This is a genomic window from Sphaerisporangium cinnabarinum (genome assembly GCF_055567015.1).
The window spans coordinates 16,645-38,746 of sequence record NZ_JBVHRG010000009.1 but is presented as its reverse complement, the minus strand read 5'-3'; the positions used below and the strand labels follow the sequence as shown (position 1 = coordinate 38,746).

Sequence of the window (22,102 nt, the reverse complement as noted above, 5' to 3'; positions counted from 1 at the left end):
GCGGGGTGGTGGAGCTGCGCGTCGAGGTGCTCGGGCCGGTCCGCGTGCTGCGCGACGGCGCGGACGTCGACCCCGGCGGACCGCGCCAGCGCGAGCTCCTCGCGCGCCTCGCCGCCGCGCGCGGGCGCCCGGTGCCGTTCGACCGCCTCGCCGACGACCTGTGGGACGAGCCCGGCGCGGGGACGGGCGACCGGCGCGGCGCGCTCGCGACGTTCGTCGGCGACCTGCGGCGGCGCCTGGAGCCCGGGCGCGCGCCGCGCACGCCCCCGCGCGTCCTCGTCACCGCGCACGGCGGCTACGCGCTGCGGCTCCCGGACGACGCGCTCGACGCGGCGCGCCTGGAGGCGGCCGTCGCCCGGGCGAGCGCGTCTCCCGGGGCCGGGGACGCGGCGTCGGGCACGACGCGCGCGCTGGCGGACGCCGTCGCCGCCTGGCGCGGCGAGCCGTACGCCGACCTGCCGGAGCGGGAGTGGGTCCGGGCCGAGCGCCGGCATCTCGTCGAGGTGCACGCGCGCGCCGTCGAGCTGCTCGCGGACGCGCTGCTCGGCGAGGGCCGGGCCGCGGAGGCGGTCGTCGTGCTCGACGCGCACGCCGCCGCGCACCCGTGGCGCGAGCACGCGTGGGCGCTGCTCGCGCTCGCGCTGTACCGCGACGGGCGGCAGACGGACGCGCTCGACGTCCTGCGGCGCGCCCGCCGCCGCCTCGCCGACGAGCTCGGCCTAGACCCGGGCCCCGAGCTCGTCCGGCTCGAGCGCGACGTGCTGGGCCACGCGGCGTCGCTCGACGGCCCGACGCCGGGGCCGCGCCTCGCCGTCACGGCCCCCACCGGCTCGCGCACGCACCTGCGCTCGACGGTCGACGTCGCGCGCACGCTCGCCGTCGCCGGGGGCGACCACCTCGCGACCGCGCAGGAGCAGCGCGTCGCCGCGGCGCTCGCGGCCGAGGCGACCGGCGACCCGGTGCTCGCCGCCCGGACCGTCACCGCGTACGACGTCCCGGCCGTCTGGACCCGGAGCGACGACCCGGTGGCGGCCGACGCGCTCGTCGGCGTCGCGCGGCGGACCCTGGGGCGCCTCGGTCCGGGCGCGGCGCCGGTGCTGCGCGCGCGTCTGCTCGCGGTGGTCGGCATCGAGCACCGCGGGACGCGCGACGCGTGGGCGTGGGCCGCGGCGGAGGACGCCGTCGGGATCGCGCGCGACCTCGGCGACCCGGCGACGCTCGCGCTCGCGCTCAACGCGCAGTTCCTCCAGTCCTTCCAGCGGCCGGGCGCCGGTCCCGAGCGGGACCGGACCGGCGCCGAGCTCGTCGCCCTGGCGGAGGACCACGACCTCCCGACCTTCGCGATCCTCGGCCACCTCGTCCGGATGCAGGCGGCGGCGGGCGCGGGCCGGTTCCCCGACGCCGACGCCCACGCCGCCGCGGCCGAGGACGTCGCGGCAGGCTACGAGTCACCCGTGGTCCCGATGCTCACCGCCTGGTACCGGGCGATGCGCGACGCCGAGACCGCCCCGCCCGACGCCGCGGCGCGCGCGTACCGCGCCGCCGACGACCGGCTCGCCGGGGTGCGCATGCCCGGTGTGCGCGACGGGCTGCTCCCGCTCGCGCTCCTCACCGTGCGCATGCGGCACGGGCGACCGCTCGCCGGGATCGAGGCCGCCGACCTTGGCCCGTACGCCCCGTGGGCGGAGCCGCTGCTCGCGCTCGACGCCGGCGGCCCCGACGCCGCCGCGCGGCTCGCGCGCGCGGCGCCCGAGCCGCCCGCCGACCACCTGCGCGAGCTGCTGTGGGCGCTGCGCGCGGAGACCGCCCTGCGGCTCGGCGACCGCTCCCTCGCCGGGCAGGCCCGACGCGCGCTCGCCCGCACCCCCGACGAGCTCGCCGGGGCCGGGTCGGGCCTGGTCTCGCTCGGGCCCGTCCGCGGCTGGCTCGACCGGCTCGACGGGCGCCGCGCGTCGTAGGAGCGGCCGTCCGGGGTGGGCGTGAGGCCGCTCAGTGCTCCGGGAGCAACCCCGCCACGAGCGCGTCGACGACGTCGTCGGTCGGGATGTCGGGGTCGATCGGCGTGGTGAGACGGTCGAGGAGCAGCCCGTCGATCGCGTAGTGGAACAGGGCGATCTCCCGGCGTCCGCCGGGCAGGCCGGCCGACCGGTTGAACGCGACGTCGGCCTCGAATCCCGCGCGCAGCCACGGGCCGAGAACGGCCGCGAGCTCGCCCCGACGGCCGGACTCGAGCCGCAGCTCGAACAGGGCTCGGGTGACGTCGGCGTCGGTCGACAACCGGCGCACGATGTCGCGGAGGTAGTCCGCGAACAGCGCGCGGTCGGGCGTCTGGGCCGCGCGTCGGGCGAGGTCCTCGGGTGCCGGCGCGAGCCGCTCTCCGATGCGCTCGAAGAGCCCCGCGACGAGGGCGTCTCGGCTCCGGAAGTAGTTCGACGTCGTGCCCGTCGGGACCCCGGCCTCGTCGTCGATCGCGCGGTGCGTCAGGCCGCGCGACCCCTCGCGCGCGAGCACGGCGATCCCGGCGTCCGCCAGGGCGCTGCGCCGTGCGGTGTTCTTCGCCATGCGCCGAGGCTATCGCAACCACTGCACCTGTTGTAGTCTCACCGACAACCACTTCATCTGTAGTTGTCAGGAGACATGATGCGTGAGCTGACCTACTACGTCGCCGTGAGCCTCGACGGGTACATCGCCGGGCCGGGGGGCGAGTTCGACGCCTTCCTCGCCGAGGGCGACCACATGGCGCCCATCTGGTCCCGGTACCGCGGCACGGCGCCGACGGACCTGGCCGGGGCCGCCGGGCTGCCGGTCGCCGACGGCCCCTTCGACACCGTCCTCATGGGCTGGAACACCTACGCCGTCGGCCTTCCCGACCACCACCTGCCGAACCCCTACCGGCACCTGCGACAGATCGTCTTCACCCGCACGCACGAGGCGCCCGAGGGGAGCGAGGGGGTGCTGTTCACCGGCGCCGACCCGGTCGAGACGGTCCGCGCGCTCAAGCGGGAGGACGGCCGGGGGATCTGGCTGTGCGGCGGGGGAGCGCTCGCCGCCGTGCTCGTCGACGAGATCGACCGGCTCGCGCTCAAGGTCAACCCGGTGATGCTCGGCGCCGGGGTCCCGCTGTTCGGCGAGCGGGACTACGCGCCCCTCTCCTGGCGATCGACGGGCACGCAGACGTTCCGCTCCGGCGTCACGCTCGCGGAGTACGCGCGGGCGTGAGTGCCGGTCCCGGCGCGACGACCGTGCGCCTAGACGTCGAGCGGTCCCCGCACGACCGAGTCGCCCGAGTGGGACGGGTCGCCGTCGAAGTGCTCCTCGGAGACGTCGACCACGGGGAACTCGGCGAGGTCCAGGCCGTCAGGCACGTCGAAGCGACCCTCCGTGCCGTCGAGCACGCCGAGGCTCACGAGGCCGCTCAGGTCCTCCGCGAGCAGCCACACCTCGCGGTAGGTGCCGTCGGGCACGGGGGCGTCGACCGTCACCACGACCTGGCGGCGCCCGTCGGGACGCTCCTCGACGCGCGCGTCGCCGCTCGCGCCCTGCCAGTCGGGCAGCGGGTCGAGCGTCGCGCTCGCGACCGTCGTCTCGGGGGGCTCGACCTCGCGCCGCTCCCAGAGGATGCCGCCCACACCGCCGACGACGAGCGCCGCGGCGGCCGCCGCCGCGACCGGGACCCACATCCGACGGCGTCGCGGGGCGAGCGGCACGACGACCGCCGTGCCGGTCGCGCCGCCGTCCTCCGTCCCGGGCCCGGCCGCGGCCCGCGGGAGCGTCGGACCTGCGGGAGCGTCGGTGACCGCCGCGGGGGCGACGACGGGCGGCGCGGCGGTGCCGCTCGTCAGGCCGAGCTCGGCCTGGACCCGCGACCACACCGCGGCGTCGGGGGCGACGAGGTCGTCGGCCGCGTCCGCGCCGTCGAACGCGTCGACGACGCGGGCGAGGCGGGCGACGGCGTCGGCGCACTCCGCGCAGGAGGACAGGTGCGCGCGCGCGTCGTCGTCGAGCACGTCCTCGCCGAGCGCGAGGAGCGCGAGGGTCTCGTCATCGATGTGCTGCACCGTCCACCTCCAATCGGTCGCGCAGCCGGATCAGGCTTCGTCGTACGTGGCTCTTGACCGTACCCAGCGGCAGGCCGAGCTCCTCGGCGATCTGCACGTGGGTCAGGTCGCGGAAGAACGCGAGCTCCAGGATCGTCCGCCCCGGGTCGCCGAGCCGTCGCAGCTCCTCGGTGAGGAGCACGCGGTCGGCGACGCGCCCGACGTCGGTGTCCTCGCTCGCCGCGCGACCCGGGTCCGGGGCGGTCGTGGCCGCGGCCTCCTCCGACCGGCGGACCCGCGAGCGGGCCTCGTGCGCGTCGGCCACCGTGTGCCGCGTGATCCCGACGAGCCAGGCCGGGAGCCGGGCCCGGTCGGGGTCGAACCGGGACCGGCCGCGCCACGCCGCGACGAAGACCTGCTGGGTGACGTCCTCGGCGTCGGCGCGCGTGCCGAGCGAGCGCAGCGCGATCGTGTGCACGAGCGCGGACCAGCGTCGGTAGGCCTCGGCGAGCGCCTGCTCGTCGCCGTCGGCGAAGTCGCGACCGAGGCGCCACAGGTCCGGGTCGGTGGTCCCGGTCTCGGTCACGTTCAGGGCGGGTCCTCGAGGGTCGGTGCCGACCACCCGGGCGGCAGCGGCGAGCGGGTAGCAGCGATCGTAGCGCCCGTGCGGGCCGTCACCGCGCGGGGACCGCGGTCACGACGACGTTGTCCGAGTACGAGCGTCGCTCGGCGTCCCAGCGGCCGCCGCACGTCACGAGGACGAGGCGGCGCTCGCCGTCGCGGTCGAACAGCGCGTCGAGCGGGACGTCGGGCTTCGCGATGCTCCTGATGTCGGTCACTGTGTAGGTGTACGAGGTGCCCGTCGCGTCGACGACGTCGACGCTCGCGCCCGTCGTGATCTCGCGGAGCCGCGCGAACGGCCCGACGCCGTCCGGGTCGTCCACGTGCGCCGCGACCAGGGTCGTCCCGGTGGGGCTCGCCGGGGCCGGGCCGAACCGGTACCAGGCGGCGACGTCCCCGGAGCCCGGCAGCGCCATGCGTCCCTCGGGGTCGACGCCCGCCGCCTCGACGGGCAGGTCGATCCCGAGGTCACCGACGACGACCCGTACGGGCGCCGGGGGTGGGGGAGCCGGGACGTCCCGGGCCGGGCGCACCGGCACCGGTGCGTCCCGGGCCGGCCCGGGCGTCCCCGCGGTCTCCTCCCCGCCCTGGTGGGGGGCCGGGGTGGGGAGGGGGTCGGCCGTCGGTCCGAGGAGTCCGTCGGTCGACCCGTCGGCGGACGGCAGGGAGCATCCGCCGACGACCGCTGCGGTGACGAGCACCGCCCCCAGGAGGGTCCGGAGGCCGGCCCGCGCGCCCCGGGTGGGGCGCGCGGGACCGGCGGTCGTGCGCTGCGTCATGCCGTCCGGTCGCTCCGGACGGCGTGGGCCGCGTGCTGCTGGCGCCACGCGCGTGCCAGCATGACGGTCGCGGCGACGAGCAGGAGGCCGAACAGGGACGCGCCGAACGCGATGGCCACGCCCGTCGCGGTGCTCGGCGCGTCGGCCGCCGCGAGGCCCGAGAGCCCGGCCGGGACGCCCGACGGCGACGAGTGCAGACCCTCGACCGTCTGGGTCGCGAGGGCGAGGTTGCCCGCGTCGAGGCTGCCCCACGCGTACGCGATCGTGTTGACGCCCTCGGCGACCGTGAGGTCGGCCGGGCCGAGCACGGGCTCCGTGGTGCCCGCGGCGGCGATCGACGCCGAGATCGTGCCGGCCGGCAGGTCGAGCACGGCCTCCTTCGGGTTCTCCAGGCCGGTCACGACCGCCTCCCCGCCCGCGAGGACGTCGACCGCGGGCGCCGCGGCGACGTGCCGCACGGTCAGCCGGCCCTGGCCCGCGGCCGTCGGCTTCGTGTCGTTCGTGAAGAGCGTCGCGGTCGGCTGGCCGCCCGCGTCGAGGTGCGCGACGGCGGTGTAGCTCGTGCCGCCCGCGAGCTGGAGGTCGACCGGGCCGATGACCGGGGAGCTCGTGTCGGTCGCGTCGGGCGCGGTGATCGCGACCGTGTACGTCCCGGCGGGGAGATCGAGCGGACCCGCGAGGTCGCCGGGCTGGAAGTCGTCGAGCGTGAGCTCGTCGTTCACCCAGACGTCCACGGGCGTGTCCGGCACGCCGTGCAGGACGGAGAGCGAGGCGCCGTCGTCGGTGGCGGCCTGGGCGGGGAGCGCGACGGCCCCCAGCGCGACGAGGGTCGCTGCGCCCGCGAGCGCGGCGGTGCGTCGTGCGGTGCGGTGCATGGTGTCCTCCGGTGGTCGAGCCCGGTCCGTCCCGGGCGCTCGATCTGCTGACACCCCCTCTTCCCCCGCAGGTGCGGATCTGGATGCACACGCATCAAAAAAAGTGCCCGGCCCCGCGGGTGCGGGGCCGGGCACGTGGGGTCGGGCTGGTCAGAGGTTCTGCGGTCGCAGCACCGCGCTGATGCCGTGCGCGATCTGGACGTTGCCCTTGTTGAGGTCGAGCTTGCTCTTCACGAGGAACGGGTCGAGGTCGTTGCGGTCCTGGTCGACGAGGCGGACCAGGGCGAGGCGCTTGCTCAGCACGTCGACCCGGAACGTCGCGCCCTGCGCCGTGGTGAGGACGACGTCGTCGGACCGCAGCGCGGTGCCGGAGTCGATCGTCGCGCCGGGGACGACGTGGTACAGCAGGACCTGCTCGATCGCGTCGATGCCGACCGCGCCGGCGAGCGAGGTGAGCACGCGCTCCTCGGTGGGCTGCCAGCGGTGCGTGAGGTCGAGCGCGAGGAGCTGGAACGCCCGGTCGTTCGGCAGGAACGCGGTGAGCGGCACCGTGCCGTCGGCCAGGACCGCCACGGGGCTGTCCGGCTTGGCGGCGAGGACCGCGGCCACGGCCTGGTCGACGATGTCGAAGTCGTACCAGTTGCGGTCGAACGTGTCGCCGTCGGCCGCGAGCACCGAGGCGAGGCTCGCGGTGCCCGACGGCGGCGCCGCCGAGGGGGCGGGTGCTGCGACGGCCGGTGCGGCCGCGGCGGTCAGGGCGAGGAGCGCGGCTCCTGCCGCGGTGAGCGTGCGTCGGAGGTTCATCGTCGAGTCCCTTCGTCGTGCACGGGACGGCGGGAACGCCGTCGGACGCCGGTGCGGCGTCCACCTCTCCTTCACCCGGACCGCCGCCCGCGGATGCACCCACCGCCGGACGGCCTTCCGCCGCGCTCGACGCGCCGTCCGCTCAGCCCTCCGCGTCAGGTCCGTCCGTCGTGCCGCCCCCGAGCGGTCGCGCGAGCGCCCGGACGGTGTCGATCGTGTCCGCCTCGGCGGCCGTCTTGTCGTCGCGGTACCGGACGACGCGCGCGAAGCGCAGCGCGAGCCCGCCGGGGTACCGGGTCGAGCGCTGGAGGCCGTCGAACGCGATCTCGACGACCTGCTCGGGGCGCACGTGCACGACGTACCCCTCGTCGGAGGTCCGGAGCTCGCGGAAACGCTGCGTCTGCCACGCGAGCATCTCGTCGGTCATGCCCTTGAACGTCTTGCCGAGCATGACGAACCCACCCTCGGGGTCGCGCGCGCCGAGCCAGATGTTCGACAGCCACCCGCTGCGCCGGCCCGAGCCCCGCTCGACGGCGAGCACCACGAGGTCGAGCGTGTGCCGTGGCTTGACCTTCACCCACCCGGCGCCGCGCCGCCCGGCCGCGTAGGGCGCGGCGAGCGACTTCACGACGACGCCCTCCTGGCCCTCGGCGACGGCGGCGTCGAAGAACGCGGTCGCCGCCGCGGCGTCGTCGGTCACGAGGCGGCGCACGGCGAGCGGCCCCGCCGCGTCGGCGAGCAGGTCGTCGAGCACGGCGAGCCGGTCGCGCAGCGGCTCGTCCAGCAGGTCGCGGCCGTCGGCGTGGAGCACGTCGAAGAAGAAGGGGGAGAGCTCGAGCGAGGCCGCGAGCTCGGCCTCCTCGGCGGCGGTGCGCTCGCCCTGGGTCGCGGAGCGGGCGGCGGTCTCCTGGAACGGGCGGGGGACGCCGTCGGGCCCGACGACGAGCGCCTCCCCGTCGAGGACGAGCGCCCGGGCGGGGAGCGCCCGCACGGCTGCGACGATCTCGGGGACGCGCGCGGTGATGTCGTCGAGCGAGCGCGTGAAGACGCGTACCTCGTCGCCGTCGCGGTGCACCTGGATGCGGATGCCGTCGAGCTTGAGGTCCACGGCGACGGCGGTGCCCGACGGGTCGCCCGGTGCGGCCCCGAGCTTGTCGAGCGCGGCGCCGACGTCGGGCGCGGACTGCGCGAGCATCGGCCGGACCGCGCGGCCGACGGTGAGCCGGAACGTCGCGAGCGCCTCCGTCGCGGCCTCCGGGCCGCCCGCCGTGAGTGCCGCGCGGGCGACCGGCCCGGTCGCGCCCGCGAGCATGACCGCGCGGCGCACCGTGTCGGCGGGGACGCCCGCCGCCTCGGCGACGGCGTCGACCACCACGGAGTCGAGCGCGCCCTGGCGCAGCTCGCCCGAGACGAGCCCGGCGAGGAGCGACTGCTCGCGCGCGGTCGCGGCGCCGAACAGGGCGGCCGCCTCGGCCTGGCGCGCGGTCGACGACCCAGGGCCGGAGAGGTCCGCCATGCGGGCGAACGCGGTGTCGACGTCGGTCAGCGTGAGGCCGGGTTCCTCGGCGGGGGCGGGGAGGTCGCGCAGCGACCGCCACCCGAGCCCGGTGCGGCGCTGGCGCAGCTCGCCCGCGAGGTACGCGACGGCGATCTCCACCTCCGCGCTCCCGGCCTCGGCGTCGTCCGCGACGCGCCGCAGCAGGTCGGCGATGGCCGCGCGCTTGGCGAGGCGCGAGCGCGTGGCGGCGACGGCGTCGGACGTGGCGGCGACCTCGGCGAGCAGCATGCCCCATCCTCACGCCGACCACCCACGCCCCGCCCGCCGGGCGCCCCTCCGCGGTACATCCTTTTGTGAATACACGTGTCCATGTACTGTCGCACCCATGGTCGAGACGGTCACCCTCACCCACACCGCCGCGCTCGCGCGGCTGGGGCACGCCCTGTCGGACGAGACGCGCGCCCGCGTCCTGCTCGCGCTGCGCGAGGCGCCCGCCTACCCGTCCGACCTCGCCGACGCGCTCGGCGTCTCCCGCCAGGTCATGTCCAACCAGCTCGCGTGCCTGCGCGGGTGCGGGCTCGTCGAGGCGATCCCCGACGGGCGCCGCACCTGGTACCGCCTCGCCGACCCGCACCTCGCGCCCGCGCTCGACGACCTCCTGCGGCTCGTCGTCCAGGTCGACCCGACCTGCTGCGGCCCCGACGGGTGCACGTGCTCATGACCTCCGTCCCCGTCGGCGCACCGCCGTCCGCCCCCGCCCTGACGACCGCGCGCCGCGCCGTCCTCGAGCGGCGCGTGCGGTGGGTCGTCGCCGCGACGATCTCGTGGAACGTCGTGGAGGCCGTCGTCGCGATCACGGCCGGACGGGTCGCGTCGTCGGCCGCCCTCGTCGGGTTCGGGCTCGACTCGCTCGTCGAGGTCCTCTCGGCTGCCGCGGTCGCCTGGCAGTTCGCGGCGCCCGACCCCCACCGGCGCGAGCGGGCCGCGATGCGGGTCATCGCCGTCTCGTTCCTCAGCCTCGCGGTGTTCGTGTCCGTCGACGCCGTCCGGTCGCTGCTCGGCGCGGCGGAACCCGAGCACTCGGTCGTCGGCATCTGGCTCGCCGCGGTGAGCCTCGCCGTCATGCCGTTCCTGTCGTGGTTCGAGCGCCGCACCGGACGCGAGCTCGGCTCGGCGTCCGCCGTCGCGGACTCGAAGCAGACGCTGCTGTGCACGTACCTGTCGGCGGTCCTGCTCGTCGGGCTCGTCCTCAACGCGACCCTCGGGTGGTCGTGGGCCGACCCGCTCGCCGCGCTCGTCATCGCCGCCGTCGCGGTCAAGGAGGGCGTCGAGGCCTGGCGCGGCGACGCGTGCTGCGCCCCGACCGCCGTCGTGCACGCCGCCCCCACGGACGCCGCCGCCCCGTCCTGCGACTGCTGCTGACCGCGCCCCCGACCGACGAGCGACGTGCGTCGGTCGTACAGTGACCGCCGTGACGACCGAGCCTCCCGCTGATGTCGGTGCTGACTCCGACGCCGCCGCGGGCACGGCTCACCGGCGACGCCGCCGTCGTCTGCCGCCGTGGCTCCTCGCCGCGGTGGTCGTCGTCGCGCTCCCCGCGACGGGGCTGCTCCCCGCGGCGGACGCGCGCGACCTGCTCGTGCGCGCCGGGCCGGTCCTCGTGTTCCTCCTCGCCATCACGGTGGTCGCGGAGCTGTGCGCGGGCGCGGGCCTGTTCGACGCCGTCGCCGCCCGGGCGGCGCGGCTCGCCGGGGGTCGGCGGATCGTGCTGTGGGTGCTCGTCGTGCTGCTCGCGACGACCAGCACCGTGGTGCTGTCGCTCGACACGACGGCGGTGCTCGTCACGCCCGTCGTGCTCGCCCTCGCGCGTCGCACCGGCACCAGACCCCTGCCGCTCGCGCTCACCGTGCTCGCGCTCGCCAACACGGCGTCGCTCCTGCTGCCCGTCTCGAACCTCACCAACCTGCTCGCGGCGGACCGGTTCGGCACCGGGTACGTCGGGGTGATGTGGGCGCCGGCGCTCGCGGTGCTCGCCGTGACGGTCGTCGTGCTCCTCGTGCTGCACGGACGCCACCTGCGCGGGCGGTTCGACTTCGTGGGCCCTGGCCCGACGCCGCCCGACCGGGTGCTCCTGCGGGTCACCGGGGCCGTCGTCGTGCTCCTCGCGGTGGCGTTCGCGCTCGAGCTGCCCGTCGCGCCGACGGCGCTCGCGGGCGCGGCGGTGCTCGCGCTCGCGACGTGGTGGCGGCGCGTGCGCCCGCTCGTGCCGGTGCGGGAGATGCTGCCGTGGAGGTCCGCCGTGGTCGTGGCGGCGCTGTTCGTGGTCGTGGAGACCTGGCACGCGCACGGGCTCGGCGACCTCCTCGCCGCCGTCGCGGGCACGGGGACCGGACCGGGCGACCTCGCCCGCCTCGCCGCGACGGGCGTCGTCGCGGCGAACCTCGTGAACAACCTGCCCGCGTTCCTCGCGCTGCTCCCCGCGGCGGGCGAGGACGTCGAGCGGCTCGCGACCCTGCTCGTCGCGGTCGACGCCGGACCGCTGATCACGCCCTGGGCGTCGCTCGCGACCGTGCTGTGGTGGCAGCAGTACCGCCGTCACACCTTCGGGCAGGAGGCACCGCCCGCGTGGCACGTGATCCGCCAGGGCCTCGTGCTCGCGCCCCTCGCCGTCGCGGCGGGGGTCGCCGTCGTGGTGCTGCGCTGACCGGCGAGATCCGGCATCGCGGCCGGCGTCTCGGTCGCACGCGGTACCGGGCTCGAGGTCGCGGCCTGGGAGGGCCGAGCGGTACGACGGAGCCCGCGCGAGAAGGTAGCTCTCGGGACGCGCGCTTCGTGCTCTCTCAGGCGGAGAGCTTGTGGTTGGCGAGACGGTTCATGGAGATGCCCTGCGCGGCAGCCTCCTCGACGAGCCGGCGGTGCATGGCCGGGGGATCCGCACACGGAACTCGCCGGAGTAGTGGCGCTCGGACAGGGGCTCGGGGACCTCTTCGCCAGAGGCTGCCAGGTCCTCGACCACCTCGGAGGCGAGCTTCCGGATCCCGGCGAACGCGGCGGCCGACTCGGGCTCGAGCCAGGAGAGGGAGGGTAGCTCGAGAACCGTACCGACGAACTCTCCGTCGTCTGCGGACCAGGACACGCGGTAGCTGTAGTGCTCGGCGGCGTTCACTTCTCCTCCTCCGTGGAGTCGTTCTCCTCGTGCATGGCCTCGATCCTGGCCATCGCCTCGTGGACTTGTCTCACAGGCGGTCGAACGGGGCGGGGTAGGTGAACCGCCCGGCGTGCTCGCCGCGCCAGGCGCTCAGGGCGCGCGCCTGGAAGTAGTCCCCCCACGCCGGCTCGGGAGCCTCGATGCCCAGGGCGCTCGCGGGCACGAACCCGAACCGGGAGTAGAGCGCCGGCTCCCCGAGCAGCACCACGACCGGTTCGCCGAGGGCGTCCGCCGCACCGAGGATCGTGTGCATCAGCGCGGAACCCACGCCGCGCCGCTGGTGGTCGCGACGGACGCTGAGCGGTCCGAGACCGAGCGCCGGCCGGCCCCCGAGCTGACCGCGGGTGGCGACGACGTGCCCGACCACCTGGGGGTCGTGGGACCCGGTCTCGGCGACCAGCGACAGCTCCGGGATCCACCCCGGGTCCTCCCGCAGCCACCCGACCAGGGTGGCCTCGCCGGGTGCGCCGTCGGGCTCGACCGACGGCGCGGCGTGCTCGACCGCGGAGAAGGCGTCCACGGTGACGGCCCGGATCGACTGGACGTCCGACGGGCGCTCGCGTCTGATCAGCATGCCGACACTCTCGACGGGCGCACGACCGAGGGCAACGGAAATCGCTGCCGCCGCTCCCGGGAGGACCGGTGACCGTGCCGCGCGTCGGCCCGGGTGCGCTCCTCGCGGGGCCGTGGTCGGATGGGGAGCGATGACTTCGCGATCGATGACGACACGAACCGTCCGCGCCGCCGCCTCGTCGCTGGCGGCGGTCCTCCTGCTCGGCGGGGTACCCGCCGCGGCCGTCGCGGGCCCGGGGGGTGAGCCAGCCCGCACCGGCGCCGCCACGGCGTCGGCCCGCACCGGACCCGCCACGACGACGCCCGCCCAGGTCGAGGCCCCCGTGCCCGAGATCGCGTGGGGGCCGTGCGACGGCGACGGCCTCGAGGCGTTCGAGTGCGCGACGGCGCAGGTGCCGACCGACTACGACCGCCCCCACGGCCGCACGACGACCATCGGCCTGACGCGGCTCCCGGCGTCCGACCCCGAGCAGCGGATCGGGAGCCTGTTCACCAACTTCGGCGGCCCGGGCGGCCCGGGCGTCGAGACGCTGCACCTGCTCGGGGGCTCGCTCTTCGACGACGACGTGCTCGCCCGGTTCGACGTCATCGGGTTCGACCCGCGTGCCGTCGGGACGTCCGACCCCGCGACGTGCTTCCGCGACCAGGACCGCGAGAACGCGTTCCTCGCGGGCCTGCCCGCGTTCCCCGTGACCGACCGCGAGGAGGCGCGCTACCTCGGCCAGATGGCGGCGTTCGGGGCGTCGTGCACGCTGTTCTCGGGCGACCGGATCGCGCACGCGTCGACGGCGAACGTCGCGCGGGACATGGACCTGCTGCGCCAGGCGGTGGGCGACGAGCAGCTCAGCTACGTGGGGTACTCCTACGGCACGGTGCTCGGCGCGACGTACGGGGCGCTGTTCCCCGACCGCGTCCGCGCCCTGGTGCTCGACGGCACGATGGACGTCGACGCGTGGTCGGGCGTCGGGTCGCGCGAGCTGATCGGCGCCCGGATCGGGCAGGCCGCCGGCGCGACCGAGACGTTCGGCGAGTTCACGCGGCTGTGCTCGGAGGCGGGGCCGTCGGCGTGCGCGCTCGCGTCGCTCGGCGACCCGGCCGACGTCGTCGAGGCGACCTACGCCGCGCTCCGCGAGGCGCCCGTCGACGTGCCGCTCCCCGACGGCACGAGCGTGCGCGTCGGGTACCCGGACACGGTGGCGCTCGTCTTCCAGTACCTGTACGAGCCCGCCGCGTGGGGCGACCTCGACCTCACGCTCGCGTCGCTCGCGGTGCTGAGCGGCGCCGTCGAGCCGCCCGCGGCCGCGGACCGCCAGCGCACGCTCGGTGCCCTGCCCTCGCTCGGGGAGCTGCTCCGCCGCGCCGGGTTCGCCGAGGACTACGCGTCCGTCGGCGGCGCGCTCGCGAGCCTGTGCGTCGACACGACGACCCCCGGCCGGCCGTGGCAGTACCCCGCGAAGGTCGACGCGCTCGACGCGCAGTACCCGCACTTCGGGCGCTTCCGCGGCTGGGTGGGCGTCCAGTGCGAGTTCGTGCCCGTCGAGGACCGCGACGCTTTCACGGGCCCGTGGGACCAGACGACGGAGGCTCCCGTGCTCGTGGTCGGCACCCGGTTCGACCCCGCGACGCCGTACGGGTTCACGCAGCCCTACGCCGACCGCTGGCCCGACGCCCGCGTGCTCACCGTCGAGGGCTGGGGCCACACGATCATCGGCAAGAGCGCGTGCGCGGACGGCGCCGTCGCGCGGTACCTCGTGGACCTCGACGCCACCGACGGCGCCACGTGCGAGCAGGACGTCGTGCCGTTCCAGGGCCCGTCGGTCCCGCTCGGGGAGGCGCTGCGCCTGCCGGTCGTCTGACCCGCTGACCTGCGGACCCGTCGACGCGCCGACCCGCCGGACGGTGCCCGCTGGTCCCGTGCGGTCGCGGCCGTTCGGCCCTACCGCCAGGTCCCGGCGTCTGCCCACCCTGGAGGCATGACCGGACCGGGCCACCGCGTGACGGAGGCCGCCCGGCGCTACCCGTGGGTGGTCGCCACGGTGGCGGTGGGCGGTCTCGGCGGCGTGCTCGAGGCCTGGGGCCCGGACCGCTCGGCGCAGGTCGTGGTCTCGGCGTTCGCGCTCGTGCTCGTCGTGGTCCGGGCGCGGGGGATGGTGGCGGACCTGCGGGCGGGCGCGTACGGCGTCGACCTGCTGGCCGTCCTGTCCGTCACGGCCACGGTGCTCGTGGGGGAGTACTGGGCCGCGCTCGTCGTGTGTCTCATGCTCTCGGGCGGCGAGGCGCTCGAGGACTACGCGAACGGGCGCGCGCGGCGCGAGCTCTCGAGCCTGCTCGCCGGCGCCCCGCGCGTCGCCCACCGGGCCGGGCCCGGCGGGGAGCTCGAGGACGTCCCCGTCGACGACGTGCGCCCCGGCGACGAGGTGTGGGTGCGGCCCGGGGAGGTCGTCCCGGTGGACGGCGTCCTGCTCAGCACGGCGGCCACGTTCGACGAGTCGTCGCTGTCCGGGGAGTCGCTCCCGGTGGAGCACCGGCGCGGGGACGTCGTCCTGTCCGGGTCGGTGAACGGCGGCGGCGCGGCGCAGGTCCGAGCGACCGCGACGGCCGCGGGCTCGCAGTACCAGGCGATCGTCGAGCTCGTGAAGCAGGCGCAGGAGTCCAAGGCGCCGTTCGTGCGCCTCGCCGACCGCGTGGCGGTGCCGTTCACGGTCGCCGCCCTCGCGCTCGCCGTCGTGGCGTGGGTGCTCAGCGGTGAGCCCGCGCGCTTCGCCGAGGTGCTCGTCGTCGCGACGCCGTGCCCGCTGATCATCGCGGCCCCGGTCGCCTTCATGTCCGGCATGTCCCGCGCGGCGCGGAACGGGATCATCGTGAAGTCGGCCGGGACGCTCGAACAGCTGTCGCGCGTGCGCACCGTCGCGTTCGACAAGACGGGCACGCTGACCCACGGGGCGCCGGTCGTCGTGGACGTCCTGCCCGCGGGCGGCCGCACGCCGGATCACGTGCTCGCGCTCGCGGCCGCGGTCGAGCAGTACTCGGTGCACCCGCTCGCGGCGGCCATCGTCCGCGCGGCCCAGGAGCGGGACCTCGCGCTGCCCGCCGCACGGGACGCGACGGAGGAGACCGCCCGGGGAGCCCGCGCGACGGTGGACGGCCACGCGGTGGCGGTCGGCCGGCTGGCCTTCGTCGTCGCGGGCGCGCCCGCGGGCGTCCCCGTGCCCGGCGCGGGCCGCAGCGCCGTCCACGTGGGCGTCGACGGCGCGTACGCCGGGACCGTGCTCCTCGCCGACGAGCTGCGGGCCGAGGCCCGCCCCACCGTCGCCGCCCTCCACGCCGCGGGCGTGCGGACCACCGTCATGCTCACCGGCGACGGCGCGGCGACCGCCCGGCACGTCGCGGACCAGGTGGGCATCGACGACGTGCGCGCCGGCCTCCTCCCGCAGGACAAGGTCGACGCCGTCCGCGGGCTGCCGGACCGCCCCGTGATGATGGTCGGGGACGGCGTGAACGACGCCCCGGTCCTCGCGGTGGCCGACGTCGGCATGGCCATGGGCGCACGCGGCTCGACGGCGGCGACCGAGTCCGCGGACGCGGTCGTCGTCCGGGACGACCTCGCGCGCACGGTCGGCGCCGTGCGGATCGGCCGCCGCACGGTGCGGGTCGCGTGGCAGGCCATCGGCATAGGGATCGCCCTGTCCGGGCTGCTCATGGTCGTGGCCGCGACGGGGCGTCTCCCCGCGCTCGCGGGGGCGTGGCTCCAGGAGGTCGTCGACCTCGCGTGCATCCTGTGGGCGCTGCTCGCCACCCGCCCGGGCAGGGACGAGACGCCGCCCGGACCGTCCCGGACGGCGTCCACGGTCCCGGCCGTCGAGCCGCTCGTGCCGGCGGCGTCGGCCCGCTGACACCCCGCGCTCACCCGACCCGCGCGCGGGTGGCGCGGGTGGCGCGGGTACCGACGCGTCGAGGTGCGTCCCCGCGGGCCGCCGCCGCGTGCGACAGTGTTCCGGGCGTTCGAGCACAGGACGCCCGCCGCCCGACCGTGAGGCGCCCCGTGGCCACCTCGACCTCCCCGTCCGACCCCCCGGCCGCCGCCCTGGCCGAGGCGGAGCGGCTCGCCGTCGCGCTCGAACGTCGGGCGATGTCCGCGAGCGACGTGTCGTTCACCATCGCGGACGCGCGCGCCCCCGGCATGCCGCTGGTGTGGGTCAACCCGGCGTTCACGGCCACGACCGGGTACACGGCGGACGAGGTGCTGGGCACGAACTGCCGGTTCCTCCAGGGCCCGGCGACCGACCGCGACGCGGTCGCGCGGATCCGGGAGGGCGTCGTGGACGCCCGGACCGTGGGCGAGACGCTGCTCAACTACCGCAAGGACGGCACGCCGTTCTGGAACCAGCTCACCATCTCGCCCGTGCACGACGAGCTCGGCACCCTCACGCACTTCGTCGGCGTCCAGGCCGACGTCACGGCGCGGGTGGAGACGGCACGCTCGCGCGAGGCGGCCCTCGACGCCGCGATCTCCGCGAACCACCGGCTGACCACGACCACCCGGCTCGTCGAGCGGCTGGGCGAGCTCCTCGGCACGGAGGACGTGCTCGCCGAGGCGGCACAGGCCGTGGCCGAGGTGTTCTCGTGCTGGGCGGTCGTCGTGACGTACCCGGGTGGGCGCTCGCGCACCGACGTCGCGTCCCACGACCCGGCGCTCGCCGATGCCGCCCGGCGCCTGTCCCGGACGCCGGGCTGGGCGGACCGCTCGCTCGCCGCGGTCGATGTGCTCGGGGGCGGCGCGCGGTTCGCGTGGCCGTTCGACGTCACGCCCGACCTCGTCTCGCCGCACGCGGACGAGGAGGAGCTCGCCGCCATGCACGAGCTCGGGCTCGGCTCCGCGATGTCCGTCGGGCTGCGGGCCCGCGGCCGGATCGTCGGCGTGCTCGCCGTGGTCAGCGCGCAGCCCGGGTTCTTCGAGGACGAGGACGCCGTGATGTTCGAGGACCTCGGCCACCGGATCGGCCTCCTGCTCGACAACGCGCGGCTCTACGAGCGCGAGCGCGACGCCGCGCACACCCTGCAGGAGCGCATGCTGCCGCGGCTCGGATCCCTCGACGGGCTGGACGTGGCCGTGGTCTACCGGCCGGCGGGAGGTGGGTCGTCCGTGGGCGCCGCGGCGGTCGGCGGCGATTGGTTCGAGGCGATCGAGCTGCCCGACGGCCGCGTGCTGCTCGTGGTGGGGGACGTCGTCGGGCACGACATGCACGCCGCCGCCGCGATGGGTCAGATCCGGTCGGCGCTCCTCACCGTCGCGGCGGACGGCACGACGCCCGAGGAGGTCGTCGAGCGCCTGGACGGGCTCGTGAAGCGCTTCGGCCTCGCGGACGTCGCGACGTGCGTCGTCGCGACGCTCGGGCCGTCCGACGCGGACGGCGGGCGCGAGCTGGTCTACTGCCGGGCCGGCCACCCGCCGCCCCTGCTCCGCACGCCCGACGGCGCCGTCCGCCCGCTCGACGAGTCGCTCACCACGCCGATCGGGGTCGTCACGCCCCGGCCCGTCACGGCCGCCCGGCTGCGGCTGCGTGCCGGGAGCGCGCTCGTGCTGTACACCGACGGCCTCGTCGAGTCCCGCGCCCGGGGCCAGCGCGAGGGCGTCGCGGAGCTCGCGCGGGCCCTCGGCCGCGCCCCGGCGGACGCGGAAGCTGCCGCCGTCCGGGACCACCTGCTCGACCAGGCAGGGGGCCGCAGCGACGAGGACGACACGTGCCTGCTCGTCGTCCGCCTGCCGCGCGGGGACGAGGCCGCGGCGTCCGACGGCGGTGCGCCGCCCCACGCCTGAGCGGCGGGCGCTACGGACCCTCGGCGAGCGGCCCCCGCAGCCGCGCCCGGTCGTCCTCGGTCCCGCACCGGAGCCGGCGCGCGAGCGTGTCGCGCCAGCGCGCGGGGAGCGTCTGGAGCGCGGCGAGCGCCGCGGCGGCCGGGAGGTCGTCGCGGTCGAGGTTCATCACCCGGTTGACCTCCCGCACCGTCGCGCTCCGGCGCGGCCGGTCGACGACGACGGCGGTCGCGCCCGCCCGCACCGTGCCGGGCGTGAGCACGCGCAGGTACCAGCCCGTGCGACCCGATGCCTGGACCCGGTCCGGGAGGTCGACGAGGCCGTGCACGGCCGCGAGCTTGTAGCAGGGGCGGCGCGGCATGCTCACCTGGAGGGTCGCCGTCCCGAGGGCGAGCACGTCGCCCAGCAGCAGGTCGTCCTCGGTGAGCCCGCGCGTCAGGAGGTTCTCCCCGAACGCGCCGGGCGGGAGGTCCGCGCCGAGCTCGTCGCGCCACGCCGCGTAGTGCTCGACCGGGTACACGCACACGGCCTTCTCGGGGCCGCCGTGCACGCGCCGGTCGGCCTGCGCGTCGCCCTCCAGCCCTTCCGTCCCCACCGCGACGGGGCCGAGGCGCGGCCGCTTGCGGAACGCCGTCGGCACGTCGCGCCCACGGTGGGCCACCGTGCCCACCCCGCCGGTGCGCACCTCCAGCACGACGGCGCTCGCGGGTCCCGGGGCGGGCGCCGGGGAGCGTGGGTCGCCAGGGCGGGACGGTGCGGCAGGGCGCGACGGTGCGGCGGGGTGGGACGGCACGGTGGCTCCTCTCAGGCGGCGCGGCGCAGACCGACGGCGGGGAAGTCGACGGGGACGTCGAGCGCGACGTTGACGTAGTTGGTGAACAGGTTGAGCGCGACGTGCGCGACGACCTCGACCACCTGCTCGTCGGTCCACCCCGCGTCGCGCACCGCCTGCACGTCCTGCGCGCTCACGTGGCCGCGCTCGTCCACGAGGGCGAGCGCGAAGCGCAGCAGCGCCTCGACGCGCGGGTCGGACGCGGTGCCGTCCTGCGCGGCGGTGAGGTCGTCGCGCGCGACGCCGGCCTTGCGCCCGAGCGCGGTGTGGGCGGCGAGGCAGTACTCGCACGCGTTCCGGTTCGCGACGGCGACGGCGATCTGCTCGCCGACGGCCGCGCCGAGCGTGCCGGTGCCGAGGGCGCCGAACGCACCCCACATGCTCTGCAGGGCGGCGGGCGAGTTCGCGACCGCCCGGAACATCGCCGGGACGCCGCCGAACGCGGCACGGACCTGGTCGAGCCCGTCGGCGACGGGGCCGGTGGCGGACTCGGGGCTGACGAGGGGGACACGGGACACGGGGATCTCCTCCGGGTGCGGGACGCCGGCCCGGGGCGGGCCGACGTGCTCCAGCCTGGTCGTTCGCGCCGGACGACGGGGAACGAATCGTCCTCGGAACGTGTCCGATCGTCTGGCATCCTGGGGGGATGGCTCCCGTGGACCGGCTCTCCCACCTGCTCGAGCGGTTCCGCGTGCGGACGCACCTCTTCCACACCGGGCCGCTGTGCGGCGTCACGACGTTCGACGCGCGGCCAGGCCGTGGCTTCCTGCACGTGCTCCGGCGCGGCGAGATGGACATGACCCACGTCAGCGCGGACGGCCGGGTCGAGCGCCGCAGCGTCGACCGCCCGAGCCTGCTCTTCTACCCGCGCCCGCTCGACCACGCGTTCCACAACGCGCCCACCGAGGACTCCGACTTCGCGTGCGCGACGCTCGACGTCGAGGGTGGCGCCACCCACCCCCTCGTGCGGACGCTGCCGCCCGTGCTCGTGCTGCCGCTCGACGACGTCGCAGGGCTCGAGCCCGCGCTCGACCTGCTCTTCCGCGAGATCGACGACGTCCGCTGCGGCCGCCGCGTCCTCGCCGACCGGCTCTTCGAGGTCGTGCTCGTGCAGCTCTTCCGGTGGATCCTCGACCACGCCGACGACCTCGCCCTCCCGCCGGGGCTGCTCCCCGGCCTCGCCGACGAGCGCCTCGCGCCCGTGCTCGTCGCCGTCCACGAGGCACCGGGGGAGTCCTGGACGCTCGCCTCGATGGCGCGTGCGGCGCACCTGTCCCGGAGCGCGTTCGCCGCCCGGTTCGCGGCCGTCGTGGGGCAGCCGCCCGGCGACTACGTGACCGGCTGGCGCGTCACCGTCGCGCAGGACCGGCTCCGCGCAGGCGCCTCGGTGAGCCGGACCGCGACCGAGCTTGGGTACGCGACGCCCGCCGCGTTCTCGCGCGCCTTCAGCCACCGCGTCGGCCGCTCGCCGCGCGCGTGGCTGGCCGAGCGCGCGGACCCGGTCGCGCCGCCCGTGGCATCCTGACGCGGTGCGGGTCGAACGATGCGGGCCGAACCGGTGCGCGTCGAGCCGGTGAGCGAGGACGTGCTCGTCGACCGGGTCGTCGAGCGCGTGCTCGCCGTCGGGCGCGAGCGGCCCGGGGCGGTCCGCCTCCTCGTGGACGGCCACCCCTCCACGCGGCCCGAGGCGCTCGCCGACCGCCTGGTCGCGCCGCTGCGCGCCGCGGGCCGTCCGGTCGCGCGCGTGCGCGTGCAGGACTTCTGGCGTCCCGCGTCGCTGCGCCTCGAGCGCGGGCGCGAGGACCCCGACGCGCTCCTCGACGAGTGGGTCGACGTGGCCGGTCTCCAGCGTGAGGCGCTCGACGCCGTCGGGCCGGGCGGGTCCGGCCGCTACCTGCCGAGCCTGCGCGACCCCGCGACGAGCCGGTCGACGCGCGCCGCGTACGTCGAGGCCGAGCCGGGCCTCGTCGTCGTGCTCGACGGCGCCCTCTGCCTGGGGCTCGGCCTCGCGCTCGACCTCTCCGTGCACCTCGCCCTGCGCCCCGCGACGCTCGCGCGCCGCACCGCGCCCGACGCGGCGTGGACGCTCGCCGCCTGGACGCGGTACGCGCAGGAGGTCCGGCCCGAGGAGGTGGCGGACGTCGTCGTGCGGGTCGACGACCCGCGGCACCCCGCGCTCGTGGTCCGCTGAGCGGTCGCTGCCCGGGCCTGCCGGGGCGGGCGGGGTCAGCGGGGGAGGTGCGTCTCGACGAGCTCGACGATCGCCGGGTCGTCGGGCAGCGTGCGCGGCCGGAACCGGTGCACCTCGCCGCCGGGCAGGACGAGGAACTTCTCGAAGTTCCACGTGACGCGCCCCGCCTTGCCGTCCGCGTCGGGCGTCTTCTTGAGCTCCGTGTACAGCGGGTGCGCGTGCCGGCCGTTGACGCGCACGCGGTCCACCACGGGGAACGTCACGCCGTAGGTGAGCGAGCAGAACTCCTGGATCGCCTCGTTGGTGCCGAGCTCCTGGAGGAACTGGTTGCTGGGGAACCCGATGACGGTGAAGCCGCGGTCGCGGTACTTGTCCTGCATCGCCTCGAGCGTCGCGTACTGCGGCGCGAGGCCGCAGCGCGACGCGACGTTGACGACGAGCACGACGTCGTCCGCGTGCTCGCGCAGGGTGTGCGCTGTCCCGTCCATGGCGTCGAACGGGATGTCGTACAGGCTCATGGGACCTCCTCGGGCGAGGCGCCGGTGCGTCCGGGCCCGTCCCATCCTCGCACCGCGGGTGTGACGTCGTGCGGAACCTGTCCCGAACCCCGGTCGAGCGCGCGCGAGCCTGCCCGTGGCGTGCTGAAGTATGTGCGCGATGCCAACAGCCGAGAGAAGGGACGCCTCCATGCGCCCGTGGACCCCGAAGACCGACATGGTGCGCCGGTTGTACGTCGCAGGCCGGGAGGCGACGAGCCCGGCCGAGGCGCTCCGGATGTCCCCGCAGGAGCTCGCGGAGGAGTTCGACCGCTGGCTCGAGGGCGTCCGCGCCGCGCGCGAGCAGTAGGAGCGGCGGAATCTCGGTGGCCT

Annotated in this window: 23 protein-coding genes; 11 read left to right on the top strand and 12 right to left on the bottom strand. The window is 76.5% G+C overall.

Annotation, left to right across the window (positions count from 1 at the left end; all coding sequences use genetic code 11):
* Positions 1 to 5 precede the first annotated feature (5 nt).
* Complete coding sequence (locus ACZ4MO_RS13630; RefSeq protein WP_222592409.1) at positions 6 to 1,958, top strand: AfsR/SARP family transcriptional regulator; 1,953 nt, start codon at positions 6 to 8, stop codon at positions 1,956 to 1,958.
* Between the two features lie 31 nt (positions 1,959 to 1,989).
* On the opposite strand, the gene ACZ4MO_RS13625 is transcribed toward ACZ4MO_RS13630, so the two are convergent.
* Complete coding sequence (locus tag ACZ4MO_RS13625; RefSeq protein ID WP_175009481.1) at positions 1,990 to 2,562, bottom strand: TetR family transcriptional regulator; 573 nt, start codon at positions 2,560 to 2,562, stop codon at positions 1,990 to 1,992.
* A 78-nt stretch (positions 2,563 to 2,640) separates the two neighbouring features.
* Here ACZ4MO_RS13625 and ACZ4MO_RS13620 point away from each other — a divergent pair, with 78 nt between their 5' ends.
* The gene (locus ACZ4MO_RS13620) at positions 2,641 to 3,219 is read left to right on the top strand and encodes a dihydrofolate reductase family protein (RefSeq protein WP_175009482.1); all 579 of its coding nucleotides are present in this window, start codon (positions 2,641 to 2,643) and stop codon (positions 3,217 to 3,219) included.
* 29 nt (positions 3,220 to 3,248) lie between these two features.
* On the opposite strand, the gene ACZ4MO_RS13615 is transcribed toward ACZ4MO_RS13620, so the two are convergent.
* The 6 genes from ACZ4MO_RS13615 to ACZ4MO_RS13590 all read right to left on the bottom strand — a co-directional run bounded on the left by ACZ4MO_RS13615 (position 3,249) and on the right by ACZ4MO_RS13590 (position 8,902).
* Positions 3,249 to 4,058: an anti-sigma factor domain-containing protein gene (locus ACZ4MO_RS13615; protein WP_175009483.1), complete on the bottom strand. Its 810-nt coding sequence runs from the start codon at positions 4,056 to 4,058 to the stop codon at positions 3,249 to 3,251.
* Positions 4,042 to 4,623, bottom strand: a complete 582-nt coding sequence (locus ACZ4MO_RS13610) for an RNA polymerase sigma factor (protein WP_074803869.1) — start codon at positions 4,621 to 4,623, stop codon at positions 4,042 to 4,044. The genes ACZ4MO_RS13615 and ACZ4MO_RS13610 overlap by 17 nt, the downstream gene beginning before the upstream one ends.
* Before the next feature lie 88 nt (positions 4,624 to 4,711).
* Positions 4,712 to 5,437, bottom strand: a complete 726-nt coding sequence (locus ACZ4MO_RS13605) for a sortase domain-containing protein (protein ID WP_175009484.1) — start codon at positions 5,435 to 5,437, stop codon at positions 4,712 to 4,714.
* A complete protein-coding gene (locus ACZ4MO_RS13600; protein WP_175009485.1) occupies positions 5,434 to 6,312 on the bottom strand; it encodes a DUF4397 domain-containing protein in 879 nt (292 codons plus the stop codon). The genes ACZ4MO_RS13605 and ACZ4MO_RS13600 overlap by 4 nt, the downstream gene beginning before the upstream one ends.
* A 150-nt stretch (positions 6,313 to 6,462) precedes the next feature.
* Positions 6,463 to 7,116, bottom strand: coding sequence for a fasciclin domain-containing protein (locus ACZ4MO_RS13595; protein ID WP_175009486.1), 654 nt, complete (start codon positions 7,114 to 7,116; stop codon positions 6,463 to 6,465).
* A 142-nt stretch (positions 7,117 to 7,258) separates the two neighbouring features.
* Positions 7,259 to 8,902, bottom strand: a complete 1,644-nt coding sequence (locus ACZ4MO_RS13590) for an ATP-dependent DNA ligase (RefSeq protein ID WP_175009487.1) — start codon at positions 8,900 to 8,902, stop codon at positions 7,259 to 7,261.
* 97 nt (positions 8,903 to 8,999) lie between these two features.
* Here ACZ4MO_RS13590 and ACZ4MO_RS13585 point away from each other — a divergent pair, with 97 nt between their 5' ends.
* Genes ACZ4MO_RS13585 through ACZ4MO_RS13575 form a run of 3 tightly spaced genes read left to right on the top strand, consistent with a single transcriptional unit; the run spans position 9,000 to position 11,318 of the window.
* Positions 9,000 to 9,335 carry an ArsR/SmtB family transcription factor gene (locus tag ACZ4MO_RS13585; RefSeq protein ID WP_043652840.1) on the top strand — a complete coding sequence of 112 codons (336 nt, stop codon included), beginning with the start codon at positions 9,000 to 9,002 and terminating at the stop codon, positions 9,333 to 9,335.
* Entirely contained in the window at positions 9,332 to 10,036 is a 705-nt protein-coding gene (locus ACZ4MO_RS13580) for a cation efflux transmembrane domain-containing protein (protein WP_175009488.1), read from the top strand. The genes ACZ4MO_RS13585 and ACZ4MO_RS13580 overlap by 4 nt, the downstream gene beginning before the upstream one ends.
* A 49-nt stretch (positions 10,037 to 10,085) precedes the next feature.
* Positions 10,086 to 11,318, top strand: coding sequence for an SLC13 family permease (locus ACZ4MO_RS13575; protein ID WP_255437312.1), 1,233 nt, complete (start codon positions 10,086 to 10,088; stop codon positions 11,316 to 11,318).
* Between the two features lie 136 nt (positions 11,319 to 11,454).
* Here ACZ4MO_RS13575 and ACZ4MO_RS13570 read toward each other — a convergent pair whose 3' ends face one another.
* Positions 11,455 to 11,535 carry a toxin-antitoxin system HicB family antitoxin gene (locus ACZ4MO_RS13570; RefSeq protein WP_354052490.1) on the bottom strand — a complete coding sequence of 27 codons (81 nt, stop codon included), beginning with the start codon at positions 11,533 to 11,535 and terminating at the stop codon, positions 11,455 to 11,457.
* Positions 11,536 to 11,850: 315 nt separating this feature from the next.
* Positions 11,851 to 12,396, bottom strand: a complete 546-nt coding sequence (locus tag ACZ4MO_RS13565) for a GNAT family N-acetyltransferase (protein ID WP_175009489.1) — start codon at positions 12,394 to 12,396, stop codon at positions 11,851 to 11,853.
* Positions 12,397 to 12,541: 145 nt separating this feature from the next.
* Here ACZ4MO_RS13565 and ACZ4MO_RS13560 point away from each other — a divergent pair, with 145 nt between their 5' ends.
* From ACZ4MO_RS13560 to ACZ4MO_RS13550, 3 genes are all read left to right on the top strand, one after another.
* Entirely contained in the window at positions 12,542 to 14,251 is a 1,710-nt protein-coding gene (locus ACZ4MO_RS13560) for an alpha/beta fold hydrolase (protein ID WP_175009490.1), read from the top strand.
* Positions 14,252 to 14,368: 117 nt separating this feature from the next.
* A complete protein-coding gene (locus ACZ4MO_RS13555; RefSeq protein WP_175009491.1) occupies positions 14,369 to 16,288 on the top strand; it encodes a heavy metal translocating P-type ATPase in 1,920 nt (639 codons plus the stop codon).
* Positions 16,289 to 16,437: 149 nt separating this feature from the next.
* Entirely contained in the window at positions 16,438 to 18,213 is a 1,776-nt protein-coding gene (locus tag ACZ4MO_RS13550; protein WP_175009492.1) for a SpoIIE family protein phosphatase, read from the top strand.
* A 10-nt stretch (positions 18,214 to 18,223) separates the two neighbouring features.
* Here ACZ4MO_RS13550 and ACZ4MO_RS13545 read toward each other — a convergent pair whose 3' ends face one another.
* Positions 18,224 to 19,003 (bottom strand): MOSC domain-containing protein, encoded by a 780-nt coding sequence (locus tag ACZ4MO_RS13545; protein WP_175009493.1) that lies wholly within the window; start codon positions 19,001 to 19,003, stop codon positions 18,224 to 18,226.
* 11 nt (positions 19,004 to 19,014) lie between these two features.
* Positions 19,015 to 19,560, bottom strand: coding sequence for a peroxidase-related enzyme (locus tag ACZ4MO_RS13540; protein ID WP_175009494.1), 546 nt, complete (start codon positions 19,558 to 19,560; stop codon positions 19,015 to 19,017).
* A 128-nt stretch (positions 19,561 to 19,688) separates the two neighbouring features.
* On the opposite strand from ACZ4MO_RS13540, the gene ACZ4MO_RS13535 reads away from it, so the two are divergent.
* On the top strand, positions 19,689 to 20,567 hold the full coding sequence (locus ACZ4MO_RS13535; RefSeq protein ID WP_175009495.1) for a cupin domain-containing protein: 879 nt from the start codon (positions 19,689 to 19,691) through the stop codon (positions 20,565 to 20,567).
* 18 nt (positions 20,568 to 20,585) lie between these two features.
* Positions 20,586 to 21,233: a nucleoside/nucleotide kinase family protein gene (locus ACZ4MO_RS13530; protein ID WP_186810463.1), complete on the top strand. Its 648-nt coding sequence runs from the start codon at positions 20,586 to 20,588 to the stop codon at positions 21,231 to 21,233.
* Between the two features lie 35 nt (positions 21,234 to 21,268).
* Here the strand turns inward: ACZ4MO_RS13530 and ACZ4MO_RS13525 are convergent, their stop codons facing one another.
* Positions 21,269 to 21,751 (bottom strand): glutathione peroxidase, encoded by a 483-nt coding sequence (locus ACZ4MO_RS13525; RefSeq protein WP_074803854.1) that lies wholly within the window; start codon positions 21,749 to 21,751, stop codon positions 21,269 to 21,271.
* A 169-nt stretch (positions 21,752 to 21,920) separates the two neighbouring features.
* On the opposite strand from ACZ4MO_RS13525, the gene ACZ4MO_RS13520 reads away from it, so the two are divergent.
* Positions 21,921 to 22,079 (top strand): hypothetical protein, encoded by a 159-nt coding sequence (locus ACZ4MO_RS13520; RefSeq protein ID WP_021483806.1) that lies wholly within the window; start codon positions 21,921 to 21,923, stop codon positions 22,077 to 22,079.
* The last annotated feature ends 23 nt before the right edge of the window (positions 22,080 to 22,102 follow it).

What these genes read in the sequence shown, in the direction of transcription:
- ACZ4MO_RS13625 (WP_175009481.1), bottom strand. Translation starts at nt 2,562, where the DNA reads ATGGCGAAGAACACCGCACGGCGCAGCGCCCTGGCGGACGCCGGGATC.
- ACZ4MO_RS13620 (WP_175009482.1), top strand. Translation starts at nt 2,641, where the DNA reads ATGCGTGAGCTGACCTACTACGTCGCCGTGAGCCTCGACGGGTACATC.
- ACZ4MO_RS13605 (WP_175009484.1), bottom strand. Translation starts at nt 5,437, where the DNA reads ATGACGCAGCGCACGACCGCCGGTCCCGCGCGCCCCACCCGGGGCGCG.
- ACZ4MO_RS13600 (WP_175009485.1), bottom strand. Translation starts at nt 6,312, where the DNA reads ATGCACCGCACCGCACGACGCACCGCCGCGCTCGCGGGCGCAGCGACC.
- ACZ4MO_RS13595 (WP_175009486.1), bottom strand. Translation starts at nt 7,116, where the DNA reads ATGAACCTCCGACGCACGCTCACCGCGGCAGGAGCCGCGCTCCTCGCC.
- ACZ4MO_RS13590 (WP_175009487.1), bottom strand. Translation starts at nt 8,902, where the DNA reads ATGCTGCTCGCCGAGGTCGCCGCCACGTCCGACGCCGTCGCCGCCACG.
- ACZ4MO_RS13585 (WP_043652840.1), top strand. Translation starts at nt 9,000, where the DNA reads ATGGTCGAGACGGTCACCCTCACCCACACCGCCGCGCTCGCGCGGCTG.
- ACZ4MO_RS13580 (WP_175009488.1), top strand. Translation starts at nt 9,332, where the DNA reads ATGACCTCCGTCCCCGTCGGCGCACCGCCGTCCGCCCCCGCCCTGACG.
- ACZ4MO_RS13570 (WP_354052490.1), bottom strand. Translation starts at nt 11,535, where the DNA reads ATGCACCGCCGGCTCGTCGAGGAGGCTGCCGCGCAGGGCATCTCCATG.
- ACZ4MO_RS13565 (WP_175009489.1), bottom strand. Translation starts at nt 12,396, where the DNA reads ATGCTGATCAGACGCGAGCGCCCGTCGGACGTCCAGTCGATCCGGGCC.
- ACZ4MO_RS13560 (WP_175009490.1), top strand. Translation starts at nt 12,542, where the DNA reads ATGACGACACGAACCGTCCGCGCCGCCGCCTCGTCGCTGGCGGCGGTC.
- ACZ4MO_RS13555 (WP_175009491.1), top strand. Translation starts at nt 14,369, where the DNA reads ATGACCGGACCGGGCCACCGCGTGACGGAGGCCGCCCGGCGCTACCCG.
- ACZ4MO_RS13535 (WP_175009495.1), top strand. Translation starts at nt 19,689, where the DNA reads ATGGCTCCCGTGGACCGGCTCTCCCACCTGCTCGAGCGGTTCCGCGTG.
- ACZ4MO_RS13530 (WP_186810463.1), top strand. Translation starts at nt 20,586, where the DNA reads ATGCGGGCCGAACCGGTGCGCGTCGAGCCGGTGAGCGAGGACGTGCTC.
- ACZ4MO_RS13525 (WP_074803854.1), bottom strand. Translation starts at nt 21,751, where the DNA reads ATGAGCCTGTACGACATCCCGTTCGACGCCATGGACGGGACAGCGCAC.
- ACZ4MO_RS13520 (WP_021483806.1), top strand. Translation starts at nt 21,921, where the DNA reads ATGCGCCCGTGGACCCCGAAGACCGACATGGTGCGCCGGTTGTACGTC.